Source organism: Blautia massiliensis (ex Durand et al. 2017) (genome assembly GCF_051861785.1).
Lineage (GTDB): Bacteria > Bacillota > Clostridia > Lachnospirales > Lachnospiraceae > Blautia_A > Blautia_A luti_A.
Genome location: NZ_CP146725.1, coordinates 1,713,768 through 1,731,541, shown reverse-complemented (window position 1 = coordinate 1,731,541; position 17,774 = coordinate 1,713,768). Strand labels below are relative to the sequence as shown.

Here is a 17,774-nt window from a genome sequence, read left to right as displayed (position 1 = left end):
CTAAGGAAAAAGTAGAGTAATTGAAATGTGTTTTACTGTTTAGCTATCAAGCTGAAAGATTTCTGGTGCCGATGCGGTTGGGGGACACACCCGTTCCCATCCCGAACACGACGGTTAAGACCCAATCGGCCGATGGTACTGCACTGGAGACGGTGTGGGAGAGCAGGTGGGCGCCAGATCAAAAAAAGAAGAACAGGGAAACCTGATGAGAATAGATGCTGGTTTTACCAGTGATTTAAGAAGAAAAGATATTTTCTTTTTAAATGGCTGATAAAACATCAGTCAGCATTGTACCTTGAAAACTGCATACATGAAATTTGATTAAGTTAATCAAATATCCTTAAACGCAAAGTATTAAGAAATTAATGCAAACGCAAAGATAGGAAGACATCGATTTATCTGTTATTGAACAGAGTAATCAAACACATGTCGGAAGATACGAGAGTATCGGAAGACACGAGAATCAAGAGACCGCATCACCTACGCTAGGGTGATGTTAAGCGGCAAGCAGATCATCCACAGGAAGATCCACTTGCATGCTAAGGCAAAAGGTCAAGCAATAAGGGCACAGGGCGGATGCCTTGGCACTAAGAGCCGATGAAAGACGTGATAAGCTGCGAAAAGCTTCGGGGAGGAGCAAATATCCCGTGATCCGGAGATGTCTGAATGGGGAAACCCGCATGAGCAGACCTCATGCATCCATACGCCAATCCATAACGTATGGAAGGGAACCCGGGGAACTGAAACATCTAAGTACCCGGAGGAAAAGAAAGAAACATCGATTCCGTAAGTAGCGGCGAGCGAACGCGGAGGAGCCTAAACCGGTGTGCGTGCATGCCGGGGTCATGGACTGCATTTAAGATTCAGCGAAGTTAACAGAACGGTTTTGGGAAAGCCGGCCGGAGAGGGTGAAAGCCCCGTACGTGAAAGCAGAGCTGACTGAGCAGGATCCGGAGTACCACGAGACACGAGGAACCTTGTGGGAAGTAAGGGGGACCACCCCCTAAGGCTAAATACTACTTAGTGACCGATAGCGCATAGTACTGTGAAGGAAAGGTGAAAAGGACCCCGGGAGGGGAGTGAAAGAGAACCTGAAACCCTGTGTCTACAAGCTGTGGGAGTGCCATATGAGCACGACCGCGTACTTTTTGTAGAACGGTCCGGCGAGTTACGCTTACTGGCAAGGTTAAGCACTTCAGGTGTGGAGCCGTAGGGAAACCAAGTCTTAAGAGGGCCAGAGTCAGTAGGAGTAGACCCGAAACCGGGTGATCTATCCATGTCCAGGTTGAAGCTGCCGTAAGAGGTAGTGGAGGACCGAACCCACATCCGTTGAAAAGGGTGGGGATGAGGTGTGGATAGGGGAGAAATTCCAATCGAACCCGGAGATAGCTGGTTCTCCTCGAAATAGCTTTAGGGCTAGCCTCGGTGTGAGTCTTGCGGAGGTAGAGCACTGAATTTCCTAGGGGGCGTCAAAGCCTACCGAAGAATATCAAACTCCGAATGCCGTGTAGATATCACCGGGAGTCAGACTGCACGAGATAAGTTGGGCGGTCAAAAGGGAAAGAGCCCAGACCTACAGTTAAGGTCCCAAAGTGCGCGTTAAGTGGAAAAGGATGTGGGATTTCGAAGACAACCAGGATGTTGGCTCAGAAGCAGCCATACATTCAAAGAGTGCGTAATAGCTCACTGGTCGAGAGGTCCTGCGCCGAAAATGTCCGGGGCTGAAACGCGCCACCGAAACTAAGGAATCTGAAAAGATTGGTAGAGGAGCATTGCATGCGGGAAGAAGCAGTACCGGAAGGAGCTGTGGACTGCATGGAAGAGAGAATGCCGGAATGAGTAGCGAGATAGAGGTGGGAATCCTCTAGGCCGAATATCCAAGGTTTCCAGGGTAAAGCTGATCTGCCCTGGGTGAGTCGGGACCTAAGGTGAGGGCGGGAGCCGTAGCCGATGGACAACAGGTTGATATTCCTGTACTGCAGTATGACAGAACTGTGGGGACACGTAAGGAGAGCGGGAGCCGGGAATGGAAAGCCCGGTACAAGCGAGGTACCAGTATGGTAGGAAAATCCGCCATGCAATGGGAAGACGTGATGTGGAGTGAATTTTAGTAACGAAGCCCGTGAGCCATGCGTCAAGAAAAGCCGCTATCGTTCATATTGTACCCGTACCGTAAACCGACACAGGTGGATGAGGAGAGAATCCTAAGGCCGGCGGAAGAAGTATTGCCAAGGAACTCGGCAAAATGGCCCCGTAACTTAGGGAGAAGGGGTGCCTGCGAGAGCAGGCCGCAGAGAATAGGCTCAAGCAACTGTTTAGCAAAAACACAGGTCTATGCGAAACCGAAAGGTGAGGTATATGGGCTGACGCCTGCCCGGTGCTGGAAGGTTAAGAGGAGAGGTTAGCGGTAACGCGAAGCTTTGAATTTAAGCCCCAGTAAACGGCGGCCGTAACTATAACGGTCCTAAGGTAGCGAAATTCCTTGTCGGGTAAGTTCCGACCCGCACGAAAGGCGTAATGATTTGAGCGCTGTCTCGGCAATACATCCGGTGAAATTGAAGTGCCAGTGAAGATGCTGGCTACCCGCGCCAGGACGGAAAGACCCCATGGAGCTTTACTCCAGTTTGGCACTGGGGTCCGGTGTTGCATGTACAGGATAGGTGGGAGGCTGAGAAACGGTAACGTCAGTTGCCGCGGAGCCGCTGTTGGGATACCACCCTTGTGATATTGGGCTTCTAACCAGCCGCCGTGACCCGGCGGTGGGACAATGCCAGGCGGGGAGTTTGACTGGGGCGGTCGCCTCCGAAAGGGTATCGGAGGCGCCCAAAGGTTCCCTCAGAATGGACGGAAACCATTCGAAGAGTGCAAAGGCAGAAGGGAGCTTGACTGCGACACCGACGGGTGGAGCAGGTACGAAAGTAGGGCTTAGTGATCCGGTGGTATTAAGTGGGAATGCCATCGCTCAACGGATAAAAGCTACCCTGGGGATAACAGGCTTATCACTCCCAAGAGTTCACATCGACGGAGTGGTTTGGCACCTCGATGTCGGCTCATCGCATCCTGGGGCTGTAGTAGGTCCCAAGGGTTGGGCTGTTCGCCCATTAAAGCGGTACGCGAGCTGGGTTCAGAACGTCGTGAGACAGTTCGGTCCCTATCCGGCGTGGGCGCAGGATATCTGAGAGGAGCTGTCCTTAGTACGAGAGGACCGGGATGGACGGACCGCTGGTGGACCGGTTGGCTTGCCAAAGCCATGGCCGGGTAGCCAAGTCCGGAAGGGATAAACGCTGAAGGCATCTAAGCGTGAAGCCCCCCTCAAGATGAGATATCCCATTCTTATGAAGTAAACCCCCTTGAAGACGACGAGGTAGATAGGGCAGGGGTGGAAGTGTGGTAACACATGGAGCTGACTGTTACTAATCGGGTGAGGGCTTGACCAAAAAGCCGAGGAAGCGAGCAGGAAACAGCAGGAATGGATCGGAACAAGCTTGCTTGTGGAGAGGCATTCATGATGATTCCTGAACATTTGCGAAGCAAATGACACTGAGCAACATAGTTGCGAAGTGACCACCGCTGGAGTATCGGTACGCAGGTTAAAATTGATTCAAAAAACGATTAACCATCAACAAGCATGTATGTAGTTTTGAGAGTACAATGTAAAAGAATTTGTGGCCAACAGCCACTTTTTCTTGTATATAGGGGATTGGTCAAATGGTATGATAGGGGTCTCCAAAACCTTTGGTGGGAGTTCGATTCTCTCATCCCCTGCTATTAGGAACGCTGAAAGGTCTTATAAATCAAGACTTTTTGGCGTTTTTTGTTTGTAAATTTCTAAAGATATCATTGAGGGTATCAAAACAGCAAGAGGATATTTTAATATTTTTATAAAATTTTTTTCAAACCACAAAAATCATGCTACTCTTAACATGAATCAGAAAATAAAATATCTGATTACATAGATGCAAGATGAATCTAATGTTTATCTTCTTCTCGGGATTGAGAATCAGTCAGAACAGAACTTTGCAATGCCGGTTAAGAATATGGTCTATGACTCATTAGAACATGCAGGGCAGGTAGAAAAATCTGCTAAATCTCACAGAATGGCTAAGGAAGCTACAACAGCTTACGTTGGAAAATCCAGGTTTTCAGTCACTCGAACTCAAAGCAGCTCGAGTTATCAACTCCATAACCGGATTAAACCTACGATTTCCAGAAACAGAATGGAGTGTTGATATGTGTCAGGCTGTACAGGAAATGTGTGATGATGCAAGAGCAGAAGGCAGAACACAGGGGTTTACAGAGGGTGAAAGTATTGGGCTTCAGAAACAGGCGCTGCTTACAGCATAGAAAATGCTCAAAGACAGCAGATTTACACTGGAAGATATCTCTAATTTTTCCGGGTTGCCGCTGGATGAGATAAAGAAATTACAAATGAAATAACATTCTTAGAATTATGTAAATAAAACCAGGGGATTGCCACCAGGCAATCCCCTGAAATATTTCATATGAAAAATTATAAAATTACTTCGCCTCAGCTTCAGCGCCTTCAGCGTCCTCATCCTCTTCCGAAGCTGCCTCATACTCACCAATGTGAACAACAACTGCATCCTCAGGTGTGATAAAGTGAACCTGTTTGCCTTCCGGGATCGGGAGGTCTTTTACATGGATATCACGGACGTCTGCAGGATAGCCGTTGAAGTCGATGACGATGGTATCAAGAAGGTTGGCCGGATCTGCTTTGTAGTGGATCTCTTCCATTTCCTGCTCAACGATACCTTGAACCATGTCAGTGTGCTCCAGTTTGACAGCGACTGTTGTGGAAACCTTCTCACCGGCTACCAGTGCCTGGAAATCCAGAGCCATCAGCTGTTTTTCAATTGGATTATAGTCAATGTTCTTTACCAGGGCATCAACTTTCTCGCCTTCGATGTCCAGGTAAACCTGTGTACCTTCTTTATTTGCTTTAATGAATTTGGCTGCCTCGGCACCGTCAAACTGAAGTGCTACAGGCTCTTTCATTTCTTTTCCACTAAGAATTCCTGTGACGTAACCCTTACGTCTTAATTTTTTAGCTTTTACATTCGGGTTTCTTTTCTCTGCTTTCAATGTGATCATGTCAAATTCCTCCTCCTGATGCATGGATTCCGGTAATGTTGCTGTTCGCGCTGTTCGCAGTAACACGAATTCTGCATTTCTTTTCTGACTGGGATTATTATAGCACTTCTCGGACGAGGTGGCTAACAAAAAGTTAGAAAATTTAAGAACAATATTTTGTATTGTTTAACTTATGTACAAAACTTCAAGGGTAAAATTAGACAAAAACAAAACATATATTTGAGATTTTACAGAAAAAATTAAAACAACATAAAAAATTGCACAAATCAAGTGATCATAAAAGCCTGAAAGTTGGCATTTATCTGGAAGAGAGGCAAGTATTAAATATGAATATTCTATTTTTATTTGATTCAGATATGAGAGGAGACGGGAAATATCCATATTGCTGACATATTGGAGAGAGCTGTTGTGATCAATGTAATAAAAATTGGAAGATATGATGCAGGACAGAGATGACGGCGAAATAAGGTGGCAACATAACGCAGCCGGAATTTTACTCTGGAGAAAGAATTTAACGGAATTGCATATAATTTCTGAAATAACTTTACATACAATTCACAAAGCTTTATCTCAATCACGATATCTGAACAGCCGGAAAAATCCTATACTACAAACTATGTGAGCGAGAGAAGAGAAAGGAGATAAGTAATGTCAGAAATTGCACTTAGAAATGTATGTAAGCAATTTGATTCGGAGCATTACGGTGTGAAGGATTTTAATCTTGATATACATGATAAAGAGTTTGTGATCTTTGTAGGTCCGTCCGGATGTGGAAAATCCACCACTTTGCGTATCATCGCAGGCTTGGAGGAGATCACAGACGGTGAGCTGTGGATCGACGGTGAGCTTTCCAATTATCTGGAACCGAAGGAGAGGGGAATGTCCATGGTGTTCCAGAACTATGCCTTATATCCGAACATGACGGTCTACGGAAATATGGCATATGCCCTGAAGATCCGTAAGCTTCCGAAGGATGAGATCGACAGAAAGGTCCATGAGGTGGCAAAGATCCTGGAGATCGAGCAGCTTCTTGACCGGAGGCCGGCAGCTCTTTCCGGCGGTCAGAAACAGCGAGTTGCCATCGGAAGTGCAATTATCCGGAAACCGAAAGCCTTTCTCATGGATGAGCCCCTTTCCAATCTGGATGCAAAGCTCCGTGCTCAGATGCGTGTGGAACTTGTGAAATTACATAAACAGCTGGACACCACCATTATTTATGTAACGCACGACCAGACAGAGGCCATGACTCTTGGGACTAAGATCGTGGTCATGAAGGATGGTCTGATCCAGCAGGTGGGAGCACCGCAGAGTATTTATGACAATCCGGTAAATCTTTTCGTGGCAGGCTTCCTTGGTTCTCCGTCCATGAACTTTTTCCGGTGTACGGTAAAAGCAGAAGAAAATAATCGCACGGCCCTTCTTCTGGATGATGCCAAAACTGTGAAAAAGGTTTATCTGGACGGAACCAGAGGAAAACAGATCGCAGACAGATATAACGGCAGACACGTGATCCTTGGAATCCGTCCGGAGGATATCTACGAGCTTGATGAGGCGAAAAAGCTTGGTATTGAAAATGAAAGCGCAGATGTAGATGAGCCTGTAGTAAACCGGGAGATGCTGGGAGCGGAAGTGATCCTCTATTTTGATGAGCAGGGCAAAACCCTGGCAGTCCGCTTAAGTCCGGAAAATCAGACACAGGTAGGGGAGAAGGTTTCTCTGTATTTTGATATGGAGAAGGCCCATGTGTTTGATCCGGAGACAGAAGAAAATATTTTTGTGTCATGAATTTATGTCACGGAAGAGCTTGAGTACAGGCAGATCAGCCTGTAGATAGAATCTGATTATGCAAGGAGGAGAAATAGTTATGGAAAATAACAGCAAAAGCAAGATCACACCGTACTTATATCTGGTGCCTTGTATGCTTATTTTTGGAATTTTTCTGTTTTATCCGTTTGTGAAAACAATTTATTTAAGTCTTTACAAGACCAACAAGATGGGACAGGCAAAGTTGTACGTTGGTCTGGGAAACTATAAAGAACTGTTTCAGTCAGCATCCTTTATCAACAGTCTGAAGGTAACGCTGATCTTTGTGCTGATCGTTGTGGTCGGCGGCATGCTTCTTGGTCTGATCGCAGCAGTGCTTTGTAACAAGGCATTTCCGGGAATCCGGGTGTTCAGTACTTCCTATGCGCTGCCAATGGCTATCGCATCCAGCTCTGCAGCAATGATCTTCCAGATCATGCTCCACCCGGCAGTAGGTATTGTGAATAAGCTTACCGGCCTGGATATCAACTGGCTGAACGATCCGAACACGGCTCTGATCTGCGTAGCCATTCTTACTGCGTGGCTGAACAGCGGGATCAATTTTCTGTATTTTTCCGCAGGACTCGGAAATATTGATGAGACCATTTATGAGAGAGCTTCTGTGGATGGAGCCAGCAGTGTGCAGCAGTTTTTCAGCCTGACGCTTCCGGGACTTTCCCCGATCATGTTTTACACACTGGTGGTAAATATCATCCAGGCCTTTCAGTCCTTTGGACAGATCAAGATCCTGACAGAGGGTGGTCCTGATGAGTCTACCAATGTTATTGTTTATTCCATTTACAGGGATGCGTTTTTTAACTACCGCTTCGGAAGTGCGGCAGCCCAGTCGGTTATCCTGTTTGTGATCATCATGATCATCACACTGATCATGTTCCGTATTGAGAAGAAGGGAGTGAATTACTGATGAGCCAGATGGAAAATATGGCAGTCCCGGCAGTGGGAAATATGTCAAAAGAGGAGCTTCTGGAGCTGAAAAAAGCCATGAATGCAAAAGCTCTTGCAAAGAGAAGGACAAGAACAGCACTCCGTATTACGGCAAATGTGGTGTTTGCAGTTCTGATCCTGCTTCCATTGCTTTATGCCATCAGTATTGCACTGATGCCTTCCAGTGAACTGTTTACTACAGAGTTGAATCTCTTTCCCAAGAATCCGACCTTTTCCAACTTTATCAATGCATTCCGCACCGTTCCACTTCTCCGATTCATATTGAATTCCTTTATCATGGCGGGATGCATTACCATCGGACAGATCATTACCTGTTCTCTTGCTGCTTTTGCGTTTTCTTTCCTGGAATTCAAAGGAAAAGGTATTCTCTTCATGGTTGTGATGGCAACCATGATGGTTCCGGGAGAGGCAACGATCATTTCCAACTACCTGACGGTATCAGGCTGGGGAATGCTGGATACTTATCAGGTACTGATCGTGCCTTACCTTACATCCGCAATGGGAATTTTCCTGTTCCGCCAGTTTTACATGACTTTCCCGATCTCACTGTATGAATCGGCAAAGCTTGACGGCTGCAGCAATCTGAAATTTATCGTAAGGATCCTGCTTCCGCTGACAAAATCCGCTATTGGCGCTATGGCAGTGTATACCTTTATCAACGCATGGAATATGTACATGTGGCCGCTGCTTGTAACAGGCTCCAACAATATGCGAACCGTTCAGATCGGTATCAGTATGCTGGACAGTGTGGATTCACAGTCCATCACCCTGATGATCGCAGGCGTTGTTATGATCATTATTCCGTCCATTTCCATTTTTATCGTTGGACAGAAACAGCTGATCAGAGGAATGTTCTCGGGTGCAGTCAAAGGCTGATATCGGAGCAGGCAGCAACCCTGCAGCATCCTGCTGTAAGGGAAAAAATAATGCAAAAAGATACTGCAAAGTCGTAAGACAAGCAGTTCATCTTATATAAAAAAATGAAAAAAGAGAAAATTTTTCAAGAGGAGAAAAAAGTTATGAAGAAAAAAATCATCGCAGCTTTCCTTACCACAGCAATGACTATCGGTTCTCTTTCCGGAGTAACTGTATTCGCCGCAGATGCCGGCACAGATGAAAAAGTGGAAATGGCAGATGCTTCCGATGTAGACGGAACTACCATTACCTTCTGGCATTCCATGGGTGGTGTCAATGGTGAGGCGATCGATACACTGGTAAAAAAATTCAACGATGAGAATGAATACGGAATTACTGTAGATGCTCAGTATCAGGGTGAATATGATGATTCCCTGAACAAGCTGAAAAGTGCACAGATCGGAAACATGGGTGCGGATCTTGTACAGGTATATGAGATCGGAACAAGATTCATGATCGATTCCGGATGGATCGTGCCTATGCAGCAGATGATTGACGCAGACAGCTACGATGTATCTGAGATCGAGCCGAACCTGGCTGCATACTACACCATCGACAATGAGCTGTACTCCATGCCGTTCAACTCTTCCACACCGATCATGTATTACAACAAGGACATGTTTGACAAAGCAGGCATCACAGAAATTCCGGACAGCCTGGAGGGCATCGGTGAGATCGGACAGGATCTTCTGGACAAAGGTGGCGCAGGCGAGGTAATGTCTCTTGGAATCTACGGATGGTTCTTCGAGCAGTTTATCGGAAAGCAGGGCCTTGAGTATGCAAACAACGGAAACGGACGTAAAGAGGCTGCTACAGCTGTTGCTTTTGACGAGAATGGTGCTGCAAAGAATATCCTTACAGCATGGAAGGATCTTAACGACAAGGGCTTCGCACCGGTCGTAGGAAAAGGCGGCGATGCTGGTCTTGCAGATTTCTCTGCAGGAAAATCTGCGATCACACTTGGCTCCACAGCTTCCCTGAAACAGATCCTTCAGGATGTAAACGGAAAATTTGAGGTTGGTACTGCATACTTCCCGAAGATCAAATCCAGTGACAAGGGCGGTGTTTCCATCGGTGGTGCATCTCTCTGGGCACTGAACAACAATGATCCGAAAAAGCTTCGTGCAACATGGGAGTTCGTAAAATTCCTGATCTCTCCGGAGTCTCAGGCTTACTGGAATGCACAGACCGGATATTTCCCTGTAACTGTAAAGGCTCAGGACGAGCAGGTATTTAAGGATAATGTTGCAAAATATCCGCAGTTCCAGACAGCGATCGACCAGCTCCATGATTCTTCCGCCGACTATGTAGGCGCTCTGTTAAGTGTATTCCCGGAGGCAAGAGCTACCGTGGAATCCGAGATTGAGAGCATGCTCAACGGAAAAGAGGATGTGGATACAGCTGTGAAAAACATGGCAGATTCCATCAACAAATCCATCGAAGAGTATAACCTGGTGAATGAATAATTCGAAAAGGTGTGGAAACTGAAAAAGAAAAATAAATATATACAGCCAAAATCCCCGGGTAAGCTCCTGGGGATTTTTGCTATAGTCACGGAAAAAAACATCCTGACAGGAAAATATCAGGAGAAAAATCAGAGGAATCTCTGGACGTAAGAGTATATATTGGCTATAATGATGAAGTTAATATCTACTCCTCAGGAAGGAAGAAAAATCTGTGAATAGAAGTAAAAGAGAAGATTATAAGAGATTTGTGGTATTTTGTCTGGCAAGTCTGATCGTGATCGCACAGGCAGCGATCTTTGCTTATGTATGGTATGATTTTTACAGTGACCTGATCCTGAAGCCATTCTGGAGAAAAGGTAACTGGGTAATGATCCTGATCTATGCGCTGATCTATCTGATGTTTGCCAAGCTTTACGGAGGTCTGAAGGTAGGCTATCTGAAGCGTATTGATGTATTTTATTCACTGACGCTGGCAACGCTCTGTACCAATGTTGTGACGTATTTTCAGATCACACTGATCAACAGATGGTTTATGTCGGCCAGACCGGTGATCGAAATGACCGGAGTCCAGCTTGTTGTGACGGTACTGTGGATCTGGGGCTCCAGGTATATTTACTCCGGACTGTACGGAGCCAGAAGGCTGCTGGTGATCTACGGAGACCGTGATCCCGGTGATGTGATCCACAAAATGAACACCCGAAAGGATAAATACGATATCAGCGGTAAGGTTCATATCCGTGAGGGCGAAGAGAAGATCCATGCCATGATGGAAGATTATGAAGGCGTGATCATCTGGGATCTTCCGTCACAGATCCGAAACAGGTATCTGAAATACTGTTTTTCTCATTCCATCCGCTGCTATATGAGCCCGAAGATTTCCGATATCATCCTGCTTGGAACAGGCAGGATCCATCTGTTTGATACGCCGCTTCTGATGTGCAGGAATCAGGGGCTTTCCATGGAGCAGCGTGCAGCCAAGAGAGTTCTGGATATCATTGTTTCCGGACTTGGGATCATCGTATCCTCACCCATCATGCTGATCATTGCCCTTGCGGTGAAAGCTTATGACGGCGGTCCGGTATTTTATCTCCAGGATCGTCTTACCTATCAGGGAAAGGAATTCCGCATCCGGAAATTCCGAAGCATGTGTGTGGATTCCGAGAAGAACGGGGCACGTCTTGCGTCCAAGCACGATTCCCGTATCACACCGGTAGGACATGTTCTGCGTAACCTGCATCTGGATGAGCTTCCCCAGCTGTTTAACGTGTTTATGGGTGATATGTCTCTTGTAGGTCCACGTCCGGAACGAGATGTAATCATGCAGGAATATGAGCAGGAAATCCCGGAATTCCACTATCGCCTTAAGGTAAAAGCCGGACTGACCGGTTATGCTCAGGTATATGGCAAATATAACACCACACCATATGATAAGCTGAAGCTGGATCTGTTTTATATTGAAAATTATTCATTCCTTCTGGATATCAAGCTTCTGTTTATGACTGTAAAGATCTTTTTCCAGAAAGAAGTTTCCGAGGGCGTGGATGATAATCAGAAGAACGCTCTTAAGGATTCCGAAGACAAAAAATAAGTAACGAAACGAAATGCGTGTCAGGCTGCGGCAGATCATCCTGATGCGCATTTTGTGGATAGAGAGGACGGAGGTTGTTTTTATGGAAAAGCCGTTGGTTTCCGTAGTGATGCCCGTATATAACGGGGAAAGATATATTGGAAAAGCGATCGAATCAGTACTGGGACAGGAGGTTCCGGTAGAAGTGCTGGTCATTGATGACTGTTCTGCAGACGGCACAGAGCTTGCTGTAATGAAATATATGGACAGCGGAAAGATCCGTTATATCCGAAATGAACAGAATATGGGTGCTGCCCGTTCCAGAAACCGGGGCGTAAAGGAAGCCCGGGGAAAATATATCGCATTTCTGGATGCGGATGACTGGTGGGAAAAGGGCAAGCTGAAAGCCCAGACAGAGGTTATGGAACAGACCGGCTGTGCGATCTGCTCCACCGGAAGAGAACTGATGACGCCGGATGGGCGCACTACCGGCAAATATATTCCGGTAAAGGAACGGATCACATACAGGGAGCTTCTGAAGCATAACAGCATCAACTGTTCTTCCGTATTGCTGCGCAGAGAAGATGCACTTGCGTTTCCGATGGGGCATGATGACAGCCATGAAGATTACATTACCTGGCTCCGGATCCTGAGAAAGGGAGGATTTGCAGCAGGGATCAACAGACCTTACCTGAAATACCGGCTCAGTGAAGGGGGAAAATCCAGAAATAAGCTGAAGTCTGCGGCAATGACTTATCAGGTGTATCGGTATGTGGGATATGGTCCGCTGAAGAGTCTGTTTTTCTTTGTTTCCTATGCGCTCCACGGGATATGGAAATACCGTTGAAAAATTCTGGAAGAGGAGAATAATTCTGACATATATTAATTCTTTATTTCCAAATTCATAAATATATGTTATTATTTATTCATACTTTTATCAAATATTACAAGGTGGAAACAAATGAAACAGAGAACGGATAACCAGGGAGTGCCGTATTCTTACCTGGTCGATAACATTAAAGTAGTACTGATCTTTCTTGTCGTATTTAATCATCTGATTGCATTTCAGCTGGTCAAGGTGGACATAGTGGTGCGTTATGTATGGTATGGGATCACCATTTTTCACATGCCTGCTTTTATTTTTATATCCGGATATCTTTCCAAGAAGCCACAGGATGTACTGAAGAATGTGAAGAATCTGCTGATCCCTTATATTCTTGGATACAGTCTGACCTGGTATGCGTATATCTGGACCGGCAGAAGCATGGATTATGAGCTGCTCCGTCCGTCCGGAACAGTTATGTGGTATGTGCTGGCACTGTTTATCTACAGGCTGACTATCGAAGCACTTGGCAAGATACGTTTTATCGTGCCTCTGAGCATTATTTTTGCATTGTGGGCAGGAACAAGACCGGAATTTACGACCTATCTTTCAAGCTCCAGGATCGTTGTATTTTTTCCGTTTTTTGTGGCAGGCTATCTGTGGAAGAGTGATTACACAGACGTGGTCCGTAAATTCAAGGGTAAATGGATCCTGCTCCTGGTTTCAGCCCTGCTTTTGTATGCAGTTCCGAATTTTATGATCGCCAATGAGATCCCGATAGATATTTTCCGTGGGAATCATACGTATCAGTTATCGGGAATGGATGATATCACAGGAATGCTGATCCGCCTTCTGATGTATCTGGTATCTTTTATGCTGGTGCTGACGCTTCTGGCACTGATCCCGGATGTGAAGCTGCCGGTTACCTTTGTTGGAAGAAATACCATGGGGATTTATTTTTTCCATTATCCGATCATGATCGTACTCAACGGCCTGCTTCTTCTCAGCATCCCGCAGATGCTGAATGTCTGGGTGCTTTTCGGAGTATCCTGGGTGCTTGTGCTGATCCTTGGAAGCAAGCCGGTATCTTTCCTCTACGGAGGGGTACTGAACCTGCTTACATTTATTCTGTTCAAACGTGAGAAGCAGGTGCAGGATGAAGGACTTGAGGATGAATATGATGAAGATGACCGTTATGAGATCATACTGAAAAGAAAGAAAGCCATTGAGGAGCTTGCGGCAACTCTGGACGAGGAGGATGCACGTAAGGTGAAGGACGATGTGGCGGCTGTACTGGAACATGAGACAGAAGAGCAGGAAGAGATCCGTGACGAGGATTTCTTTGTAGATGAGAATCTTGAGATGGAGGACGGCATGGATGATGCCGGAGCTCCACAGAAATTTGAGCAGCTCCAGGACCTGGATGACATATTAGAGATCACAGAACCGCAGGGGGAAATGGAAGTGCTTTTGAAAAATAAAGAAGAGAAAGCGCAGGATTAAATTAATAATGAAAAAAGTCATTACTTACGGTACCTTTGATCTGTTCCACCAGGGACATTACAATATTCTGAAAAGAGCCAGAGAGCTGGGGGATTATCTTGTTGTGGGTGTCACCAGTGAAAGCTATGATATCGAACGCGGCAAGCTGAATGTACAGGACAGCCTTCTGAAGCGTATCGAAAATGTCCGCAAGACCGGTTTTGCGGATGAGATCATTGTAGAGGAATATCAGGGGCAGAAGCTAAATGACATTACAAAATACAATATCGACCTTCTGGTAGTCGGTTCGGACTGGCGTGGCAAATTTGATTATCTGAAGAATTACTGTGAGGTTGTTTATCTGGAACGTACCAAAAATATTTCCAGTACCAAGCTCAGAAGTGAGGGTATGATCTACAGAGTGGGCATTGTTACGGATGATGCAGAGGACAACGAAATGGTGCTGGAGTCCAAGTATGTCAGCGGACTGCATGTAGAAAGTGTGTATTCTGAGGACGTTTTTGTTGCGAGAGAATTCTGTGACAGATATGAACTTGACTCTTATGGTACAGATTATGAACAGTTTCTGGAAGGACTGGATATCATTTATATCCGATCCGGTCTGAAAAACAGGGCAGATTATATCAGAAAGGCACTGGAACGAGATAAATATGTGATCAGTGACACGCCTATGGCTCTGGAGCCGGAAGAGATAAGAGAGCTGTTTGCACTGGCAAAGGCACATCAGGTTGTTCTGGTAGAGAAGCTTACCATGGTCTATCTGCGCGCGTTTACACAGCTCGTCTGGCTGACACATGGAGCGCTTGTGGGAGATGTGGTAGCTGTAAAATGCGCGATTTCCCAGGATGATTTTGAGGGCGGAAAAAATTTCAGCGAAACAGTCAGCCAGGCGCTTTGTGCATGCATCAAGCTTCTCGGTAAAGATTACCTGGAGGTGAAGACCAATGCGGTGAAGAGCAGTGACGGCTGCTTTATTTATGATATAATCACGATGAAGTATCTCCGGGCACTGGCGACCATTGAGATCGGAACAACGGTGGATGTGGAAAATGAGCTTTCGATCATCGGAACCAGGGGCCGTATCACCGTACCCGGTGACTGGTGGAATACCGGATATTTTGAAGCCAAAATAGAAGGTCAGGAATTCCTGAAACGCTACAGCTTTAATTTTGAGGGAAATGGTCTTCGCTATCTGCTTCAGGAGCTGGTCATCATGATCCGTGACAGACGGACAGAATGTACGAGATTTTTTTATGAAGAATCAGAAACTCTGGCTGAGCTTTTGAAAATAATTAATCAAAGAGGTTGACAGATGACAGAAAAACAGAAGCTTCTTTTGCAGCTCTTCCGGGAGGTTGACGCGATCTGCAAAAAGCATGATCTTAGATATGTAATGGCCGGAGGTACTCTGATCGGTGTTCTTCGAAATGAAGGCTTTATCCCATGGGACGATGATGTGGACATTTACATGCCCAAAAGTGACTGGGATAAATTTGTAGAAATATGTCAGAACGAGATGCCGCCGAACCGGGCGGTTTATTGTACAGAAGTGGACCGTAATTATACCAACGGTTTTCCGCGCTACGGAAGTACGGATACCTGTGCGATCCACAAGCATCAGATCATAGGAGACGACAAGGCTGGTGAGATCATTGACGTACTGACTCTGGATCCCATTCCGGATGATGACCGTGAGTATGAGAAATACCGGGATCATATGATGATCTATACGGAACTTCTGAATATCAGCATGGTCGTAGGAACCAGATGGGAAATTTCCCCCTGGCGATATCTGTACTGGCTTTTCCGTTATACCTTCTGCGGAAAGGACAGAACCTTAAAGAAACTGGAGAAGATCATGTTTTCCTATAAAGAAGAGGAGTGCAGCCGCTATGCCATGCGATGGGGAGGCTGCCCGTTTCTTTTTGACAAGGATATGATGTTCCCTGTAAAATATATGGACTTCGAGGGCGAAAAGGTTATGATCCCTCACAGGACCAGTGATTATCTGATCTGGCATTACGGGGACGAATGGTCCTATATACCGCCTCATGGGGAAAGAGAATCTCATGAGTCTGTTGATGTTCCGGGCGCCAGCTATCAGGAGGTGCGGGATGAATATACGCCAAGGATCGACAAAAAACGTATCCGCAGACAGATGCTTTTCCGCAAATTCTACTGCCTTCTTATGGCAAAGGGAGACCATAAACAGGATGACAGACGAAGAAGGATCAAAGCCGGTGTTGTAGCCCGGGATGTGTCTGCCCGACTGATGAGATCCGAAAAAACAGCGGAGACCCTGCTGAAAGAGAGAAGATATGATGTGCTTGGTGAGATCTTTGAGGAGTATTACCGTGTACAGCTCAGCATGGAGTTTATCGGGCGTGAGGATTTTAACGGGATCCGTCCGTTCTATCATCCGATCCTGATCCCGCTGGAGGATGAGGCTTTTCAGGTGGCCATGCTGACACTGATCTATCAGGAGCGTGTTTCCAAGGCATACCGTATGTACGAGGTACGTAAAAAAATGGATCATCTTACTCCGGAAATGGAGCAGACAGTGGAGGATATCCGACGTTTCCGAAAAGCAGCCAGCCACTATGAATTTAAAGAAATGCAGGAAGCAGAGGTGATCGTGGATGATCTTCTCAGAAAATATCCGGATGCTCCGGGATTCCTGAAATTTAAATGCCGGTTTGTGATGGAGCGCCTGGAAGGACCGCAGAATGCTTTGGAAGCGGAGAAATTTCTGTCTTACTGCCTGAAAATATTTCCCCAGGATGGATATTTTATGAAATATAAGGGGGATCTTCTCTGGAAAAAGGGCCTCCGGAACGAAGCAATGGCAGAGTATCTGAAAGCCAGAGAATGCACCAGTAACGGCATTGTGCAGCTGGAACTGGATAAATTCCTGAAAAAACAGAAGTCTCAGGCAATCCGGGATTGTCGGGATCTGCTCGGAAGCCAGAGAAGATCAGAAGCGCTCTCTCTGATGGAATTCTGGAGCAGACTGATGCCGGAGGATGAGGAGATCAGAGGCGCTCTTTATCTTGCGAAGGTATCTTCCGTCCGTACAAAAGGGGGGCTGGAAGAGCTGGTGAGAGAGCTTTGCAAAGAACTGGGGATCATCGGTAATTCTCCAAGGGAGGGAACCCTTGAGGAGCCGGTGTACAAAGAGGCACTTACCTGTGCATGGCAGAGATTCGGCTATCCCAAAGCACTGGCAGAGGGCCGTACCAGGATCCTGTGCAGTGAGGAAGAGGGCGAGATGGAATATCTGGCAGAGGAGATCCGCAGCTTTCTGGTCCATAAGGAATGGCAGGGAGAGGTATACAAGCTTCTGGGAGATATCCGGAAGAAACAGGGGCGTACCCGGGAAGCCTTCGAAAATTATTTCCTGGCATTGGATCATGAGCCGCATCCCTATATAAAAAATGAGCTTTCCAGGATCTTCCTGGAGGATCTTTACGATGGAAGCCGGTGTACCGGATTTTTCGCAAAGAAGGCAGACGTGACAGAATTTCTGAACAGCTGGCTGGATAAGTATAAAAGTCAGGAGGAGCTTCAGGAGCTTCTGAAGCGGATCCTGTAATGACAGATCAACAGAAACGAGGCAGAG

General features: G+C 46.2%; 10 protein-coding genes, 1 tRNA gene and 2 rRNA genes. 12 read left to right on the top strand and 1 reads right to left on the bottom strand.

What is annotated here, in order from left to right:
- The first annotated feature begins 61 nt into the window (after window positions 1–61).
- The 3 genes from rrf (at window position 62) to V9W66_RS08260 (ending at window position 3,765) form a co-directional block, all read left to right on the top strand.
- A 5S ribosomal RNA gene (rrf, locus tag V9W66_RS08270) occupies window positions 62–179 on the top strand.
- A 371-nt stretch (window positions 180–550) separates the two neighbouring features.
- Window positions 551–3,437 (top strand): 23S ribosomal RNA (locus V9W66_RS08265).
- Window positions 3,438–3,694: 257 nt separating this feature from the next.
- Window positions 3,695–3,765 (top strand) — tRNA-Trp (locus V9W66_RS08260).
- A 753-nt stretch (window positions 3,766–4,518) separates the two neighbouring features.
- On the opposite strand, the gene V9W66_RS08255 is transcribed toward V9W66_RS08260, so the two are convergent.
- Window positions 4,519–5,112, bottom strand: a complete 594-nt coding sequence (locus V9W66_RS08255) for a 50S ribosomal protein L25 (protein ID WP_144095623.1) — start codon at window positions 5,110–5,112, stop codon at window positions 4,519–4,521.
- Window positions 5,113–5,760: 648 nt separating this feature from the next.
- On the opposite strand from V9W66_RS08255, the gene V9W66_RS08250 reads away from it, so the two are divergent.
- From V9W66_RS08250 to V9W66_RS08210, 9 genes are all read left to right on the top strand, one after another.
- Window positions 5,761–6,897: an ABC transporter ATP-binding protein gene (locus V9W66_RS08250; RefSeq protein ID WP_144095624.1), complete on the top strand. Its 1,137-nt coding sequence runs from the start codon at window positions 5,761–5,763 to the stop codon at window positions 6,895–6,897.
- Window positions 6,898–6,976: 79 nt separating this feature from the next.
- Complete coding sequence (locus tag V9W66_RS08245; RefSeq protein ID WP_144095626.1) at window positions 6,977–7,840, top strand: carbohydrate ABC transporter permease; 864 nt, start codon at window positions 6,977–6,979, stop codon at window positions 7,838–7,840.
- Window positions 7,840–8,757, top strand: a complete 918-nt coding sequence (locus tag V9W66_RS08240) for a carbohydrate ABC transporter permease (protein ID WP_144095628.1) — start codon at window positions 7,840–7,842, stop codon at window positions 8,755–8,757. Before V9W66_RS08245 ends, V9W66_RS08240 begins: the two co-directional genes overlap by 1 nt.
- A gap of 143 nt (window positions 8,758–8,900) precedes the next feature.
- Window positions 8,901–10,262 (top strand): ABC transporter substrate-binding protein, encoded by a 1,362-nt coding sequence (locus tag V9W66_RS08235; RefSeq protein ID WP_144095629.1) that lies wholly within the window; start codon window positions 8,901–8,903, stop codon window positions 10,260–10,262.
- Window positions 10,263–10,473: 211 nt separating this feature from the next.
- Window positions 10,474–11,850, top strand: a complete 1,377-nt coding sequence (locus tag V9W66_RS08230) for a sugar transferase (RefSeq protein WP_144095631.1) — start codon at window positions 10,474–10,476, stop codon at window positions 11,848–11,850.
- 82 nt (window positions 11,851–11,932) lie between these two features.
- On the top strand, window positions 11,933–12,676 hold the full coding sequence (locus V9W66_RS08225) for a glycosyltransferase family 2 protein (protein ID WP_144095633.1): 744 nt from the start codon (window positions 11,933–11,935) through the stop codon (window positions 12,674–12,676).
- A 114-nt stretch (window positions 12,677–12,790) separates the two neighbouring features.
- Window positions 12,791–14,155 carry an acyltransferase family protein gene (locus V9W66_RS08220; RefSeq protein WP_144095635.1) on the top strand — a complete coding sequence of 455 codons (1,365 nt, stop codon included), beginning with the start codon at window positions 12,791–12,793 and terminating at the stop codon, window positions 14,153–14,155.
- A 7-nt stretch (window positions 14,156–14,162) separates the two neighbouring features.
- On the top strand, window positions 14,163–15,464 hold the full coding sequence (locus V9W66_RS08215) for an adenylyltransferase/cytidyltransferase family protein (protein WP_144095637.1): 1,302 nt from the start codon (window positions 14,163–14,165) through the stop codon (window positions 15,462–15,464).
- A gap of 3 nt (window positions 15,465–15,467) precedes the next feature.
- A complete protein-coding gene (locus tag V9W66_RS08210) occupies window positions 15,468–17,747 on the top strand; it encodes a LicD family protein (RefSeq protein ID WP_144095639.1) in 2,280 nt (759 codons plus the stop codon).
- The last annotated feature ends 27 nt before the right edge of the window (window positions 17,748–17,774 follow it).

Excerpts from the sequence above, each read along its gene's own strand:
- V9W66_RS08255 (WP_144095623.1), bottom strand. The coding sequence starts at position 5,112 with ATGATCACATTGAAAGCAGAGAAAAGAAACCCGAATGTAAAAGCTAAA.
- V9W66_RS08250 (WP_144095624.1), top strand. The coding sequence starts at position 5,761 with ATGTCAGAAATTGCACTTAGAAATGTATGTAAGCAATTTGATTCGGAG.
- V9W66_RS08245 (WP_144095626.1), top strand. The coding sequence starts at position 6,977 with ATGGAAAATAACAGCAAAAGCAAGATCACACCGTACTTATATCTGGTG.
- V9W66_RS08240 (WP_144095628.1), top strand. The coding sequence starts at position 7,840 with ATGAGCCAGATGGAAAATATGGCAGTCCCGGCAGTGGGAAATATGTCA.
- V9W66_RS08235 (WP_144095629.1), top strand. The coding sequence starts at position 8,901 with ATGAAGAAAAAAATCATCGCAGCTTTCCTTACCACAGCAATGACTATC.
- V9W66_RS08225 (WP_144095633.1), top strand. The coding sequence starts at position 11,933 with ATGGAAAAGCCGTTGGTTTCCGTAGTGATGCCCGTATATAACGGGGAA.
- V9W66_RS08220 (WP_144095635.1), top strand. The coding sequence starts at position 12,791 with ATGAAACAGAGAACGGATAACCAGGGAGTGCCGTATTCTTACCTGGTC.
- V9W66_RS08215 (WP_144095637.1), top strand. The coding sequence starts at position 14,163 with ATGAAAAAAGTCATTACTTACGGTACCTTTGATCTGTTCCACCAGGGA.
- V9W66_RS08210 (WP_144095639.1), top strand. The coding sequence starts at position 15,468 with ATGACAGAAAAACAGAAGCTTCTTTTGCAGCTCTTCCGGGAGGTTGAC.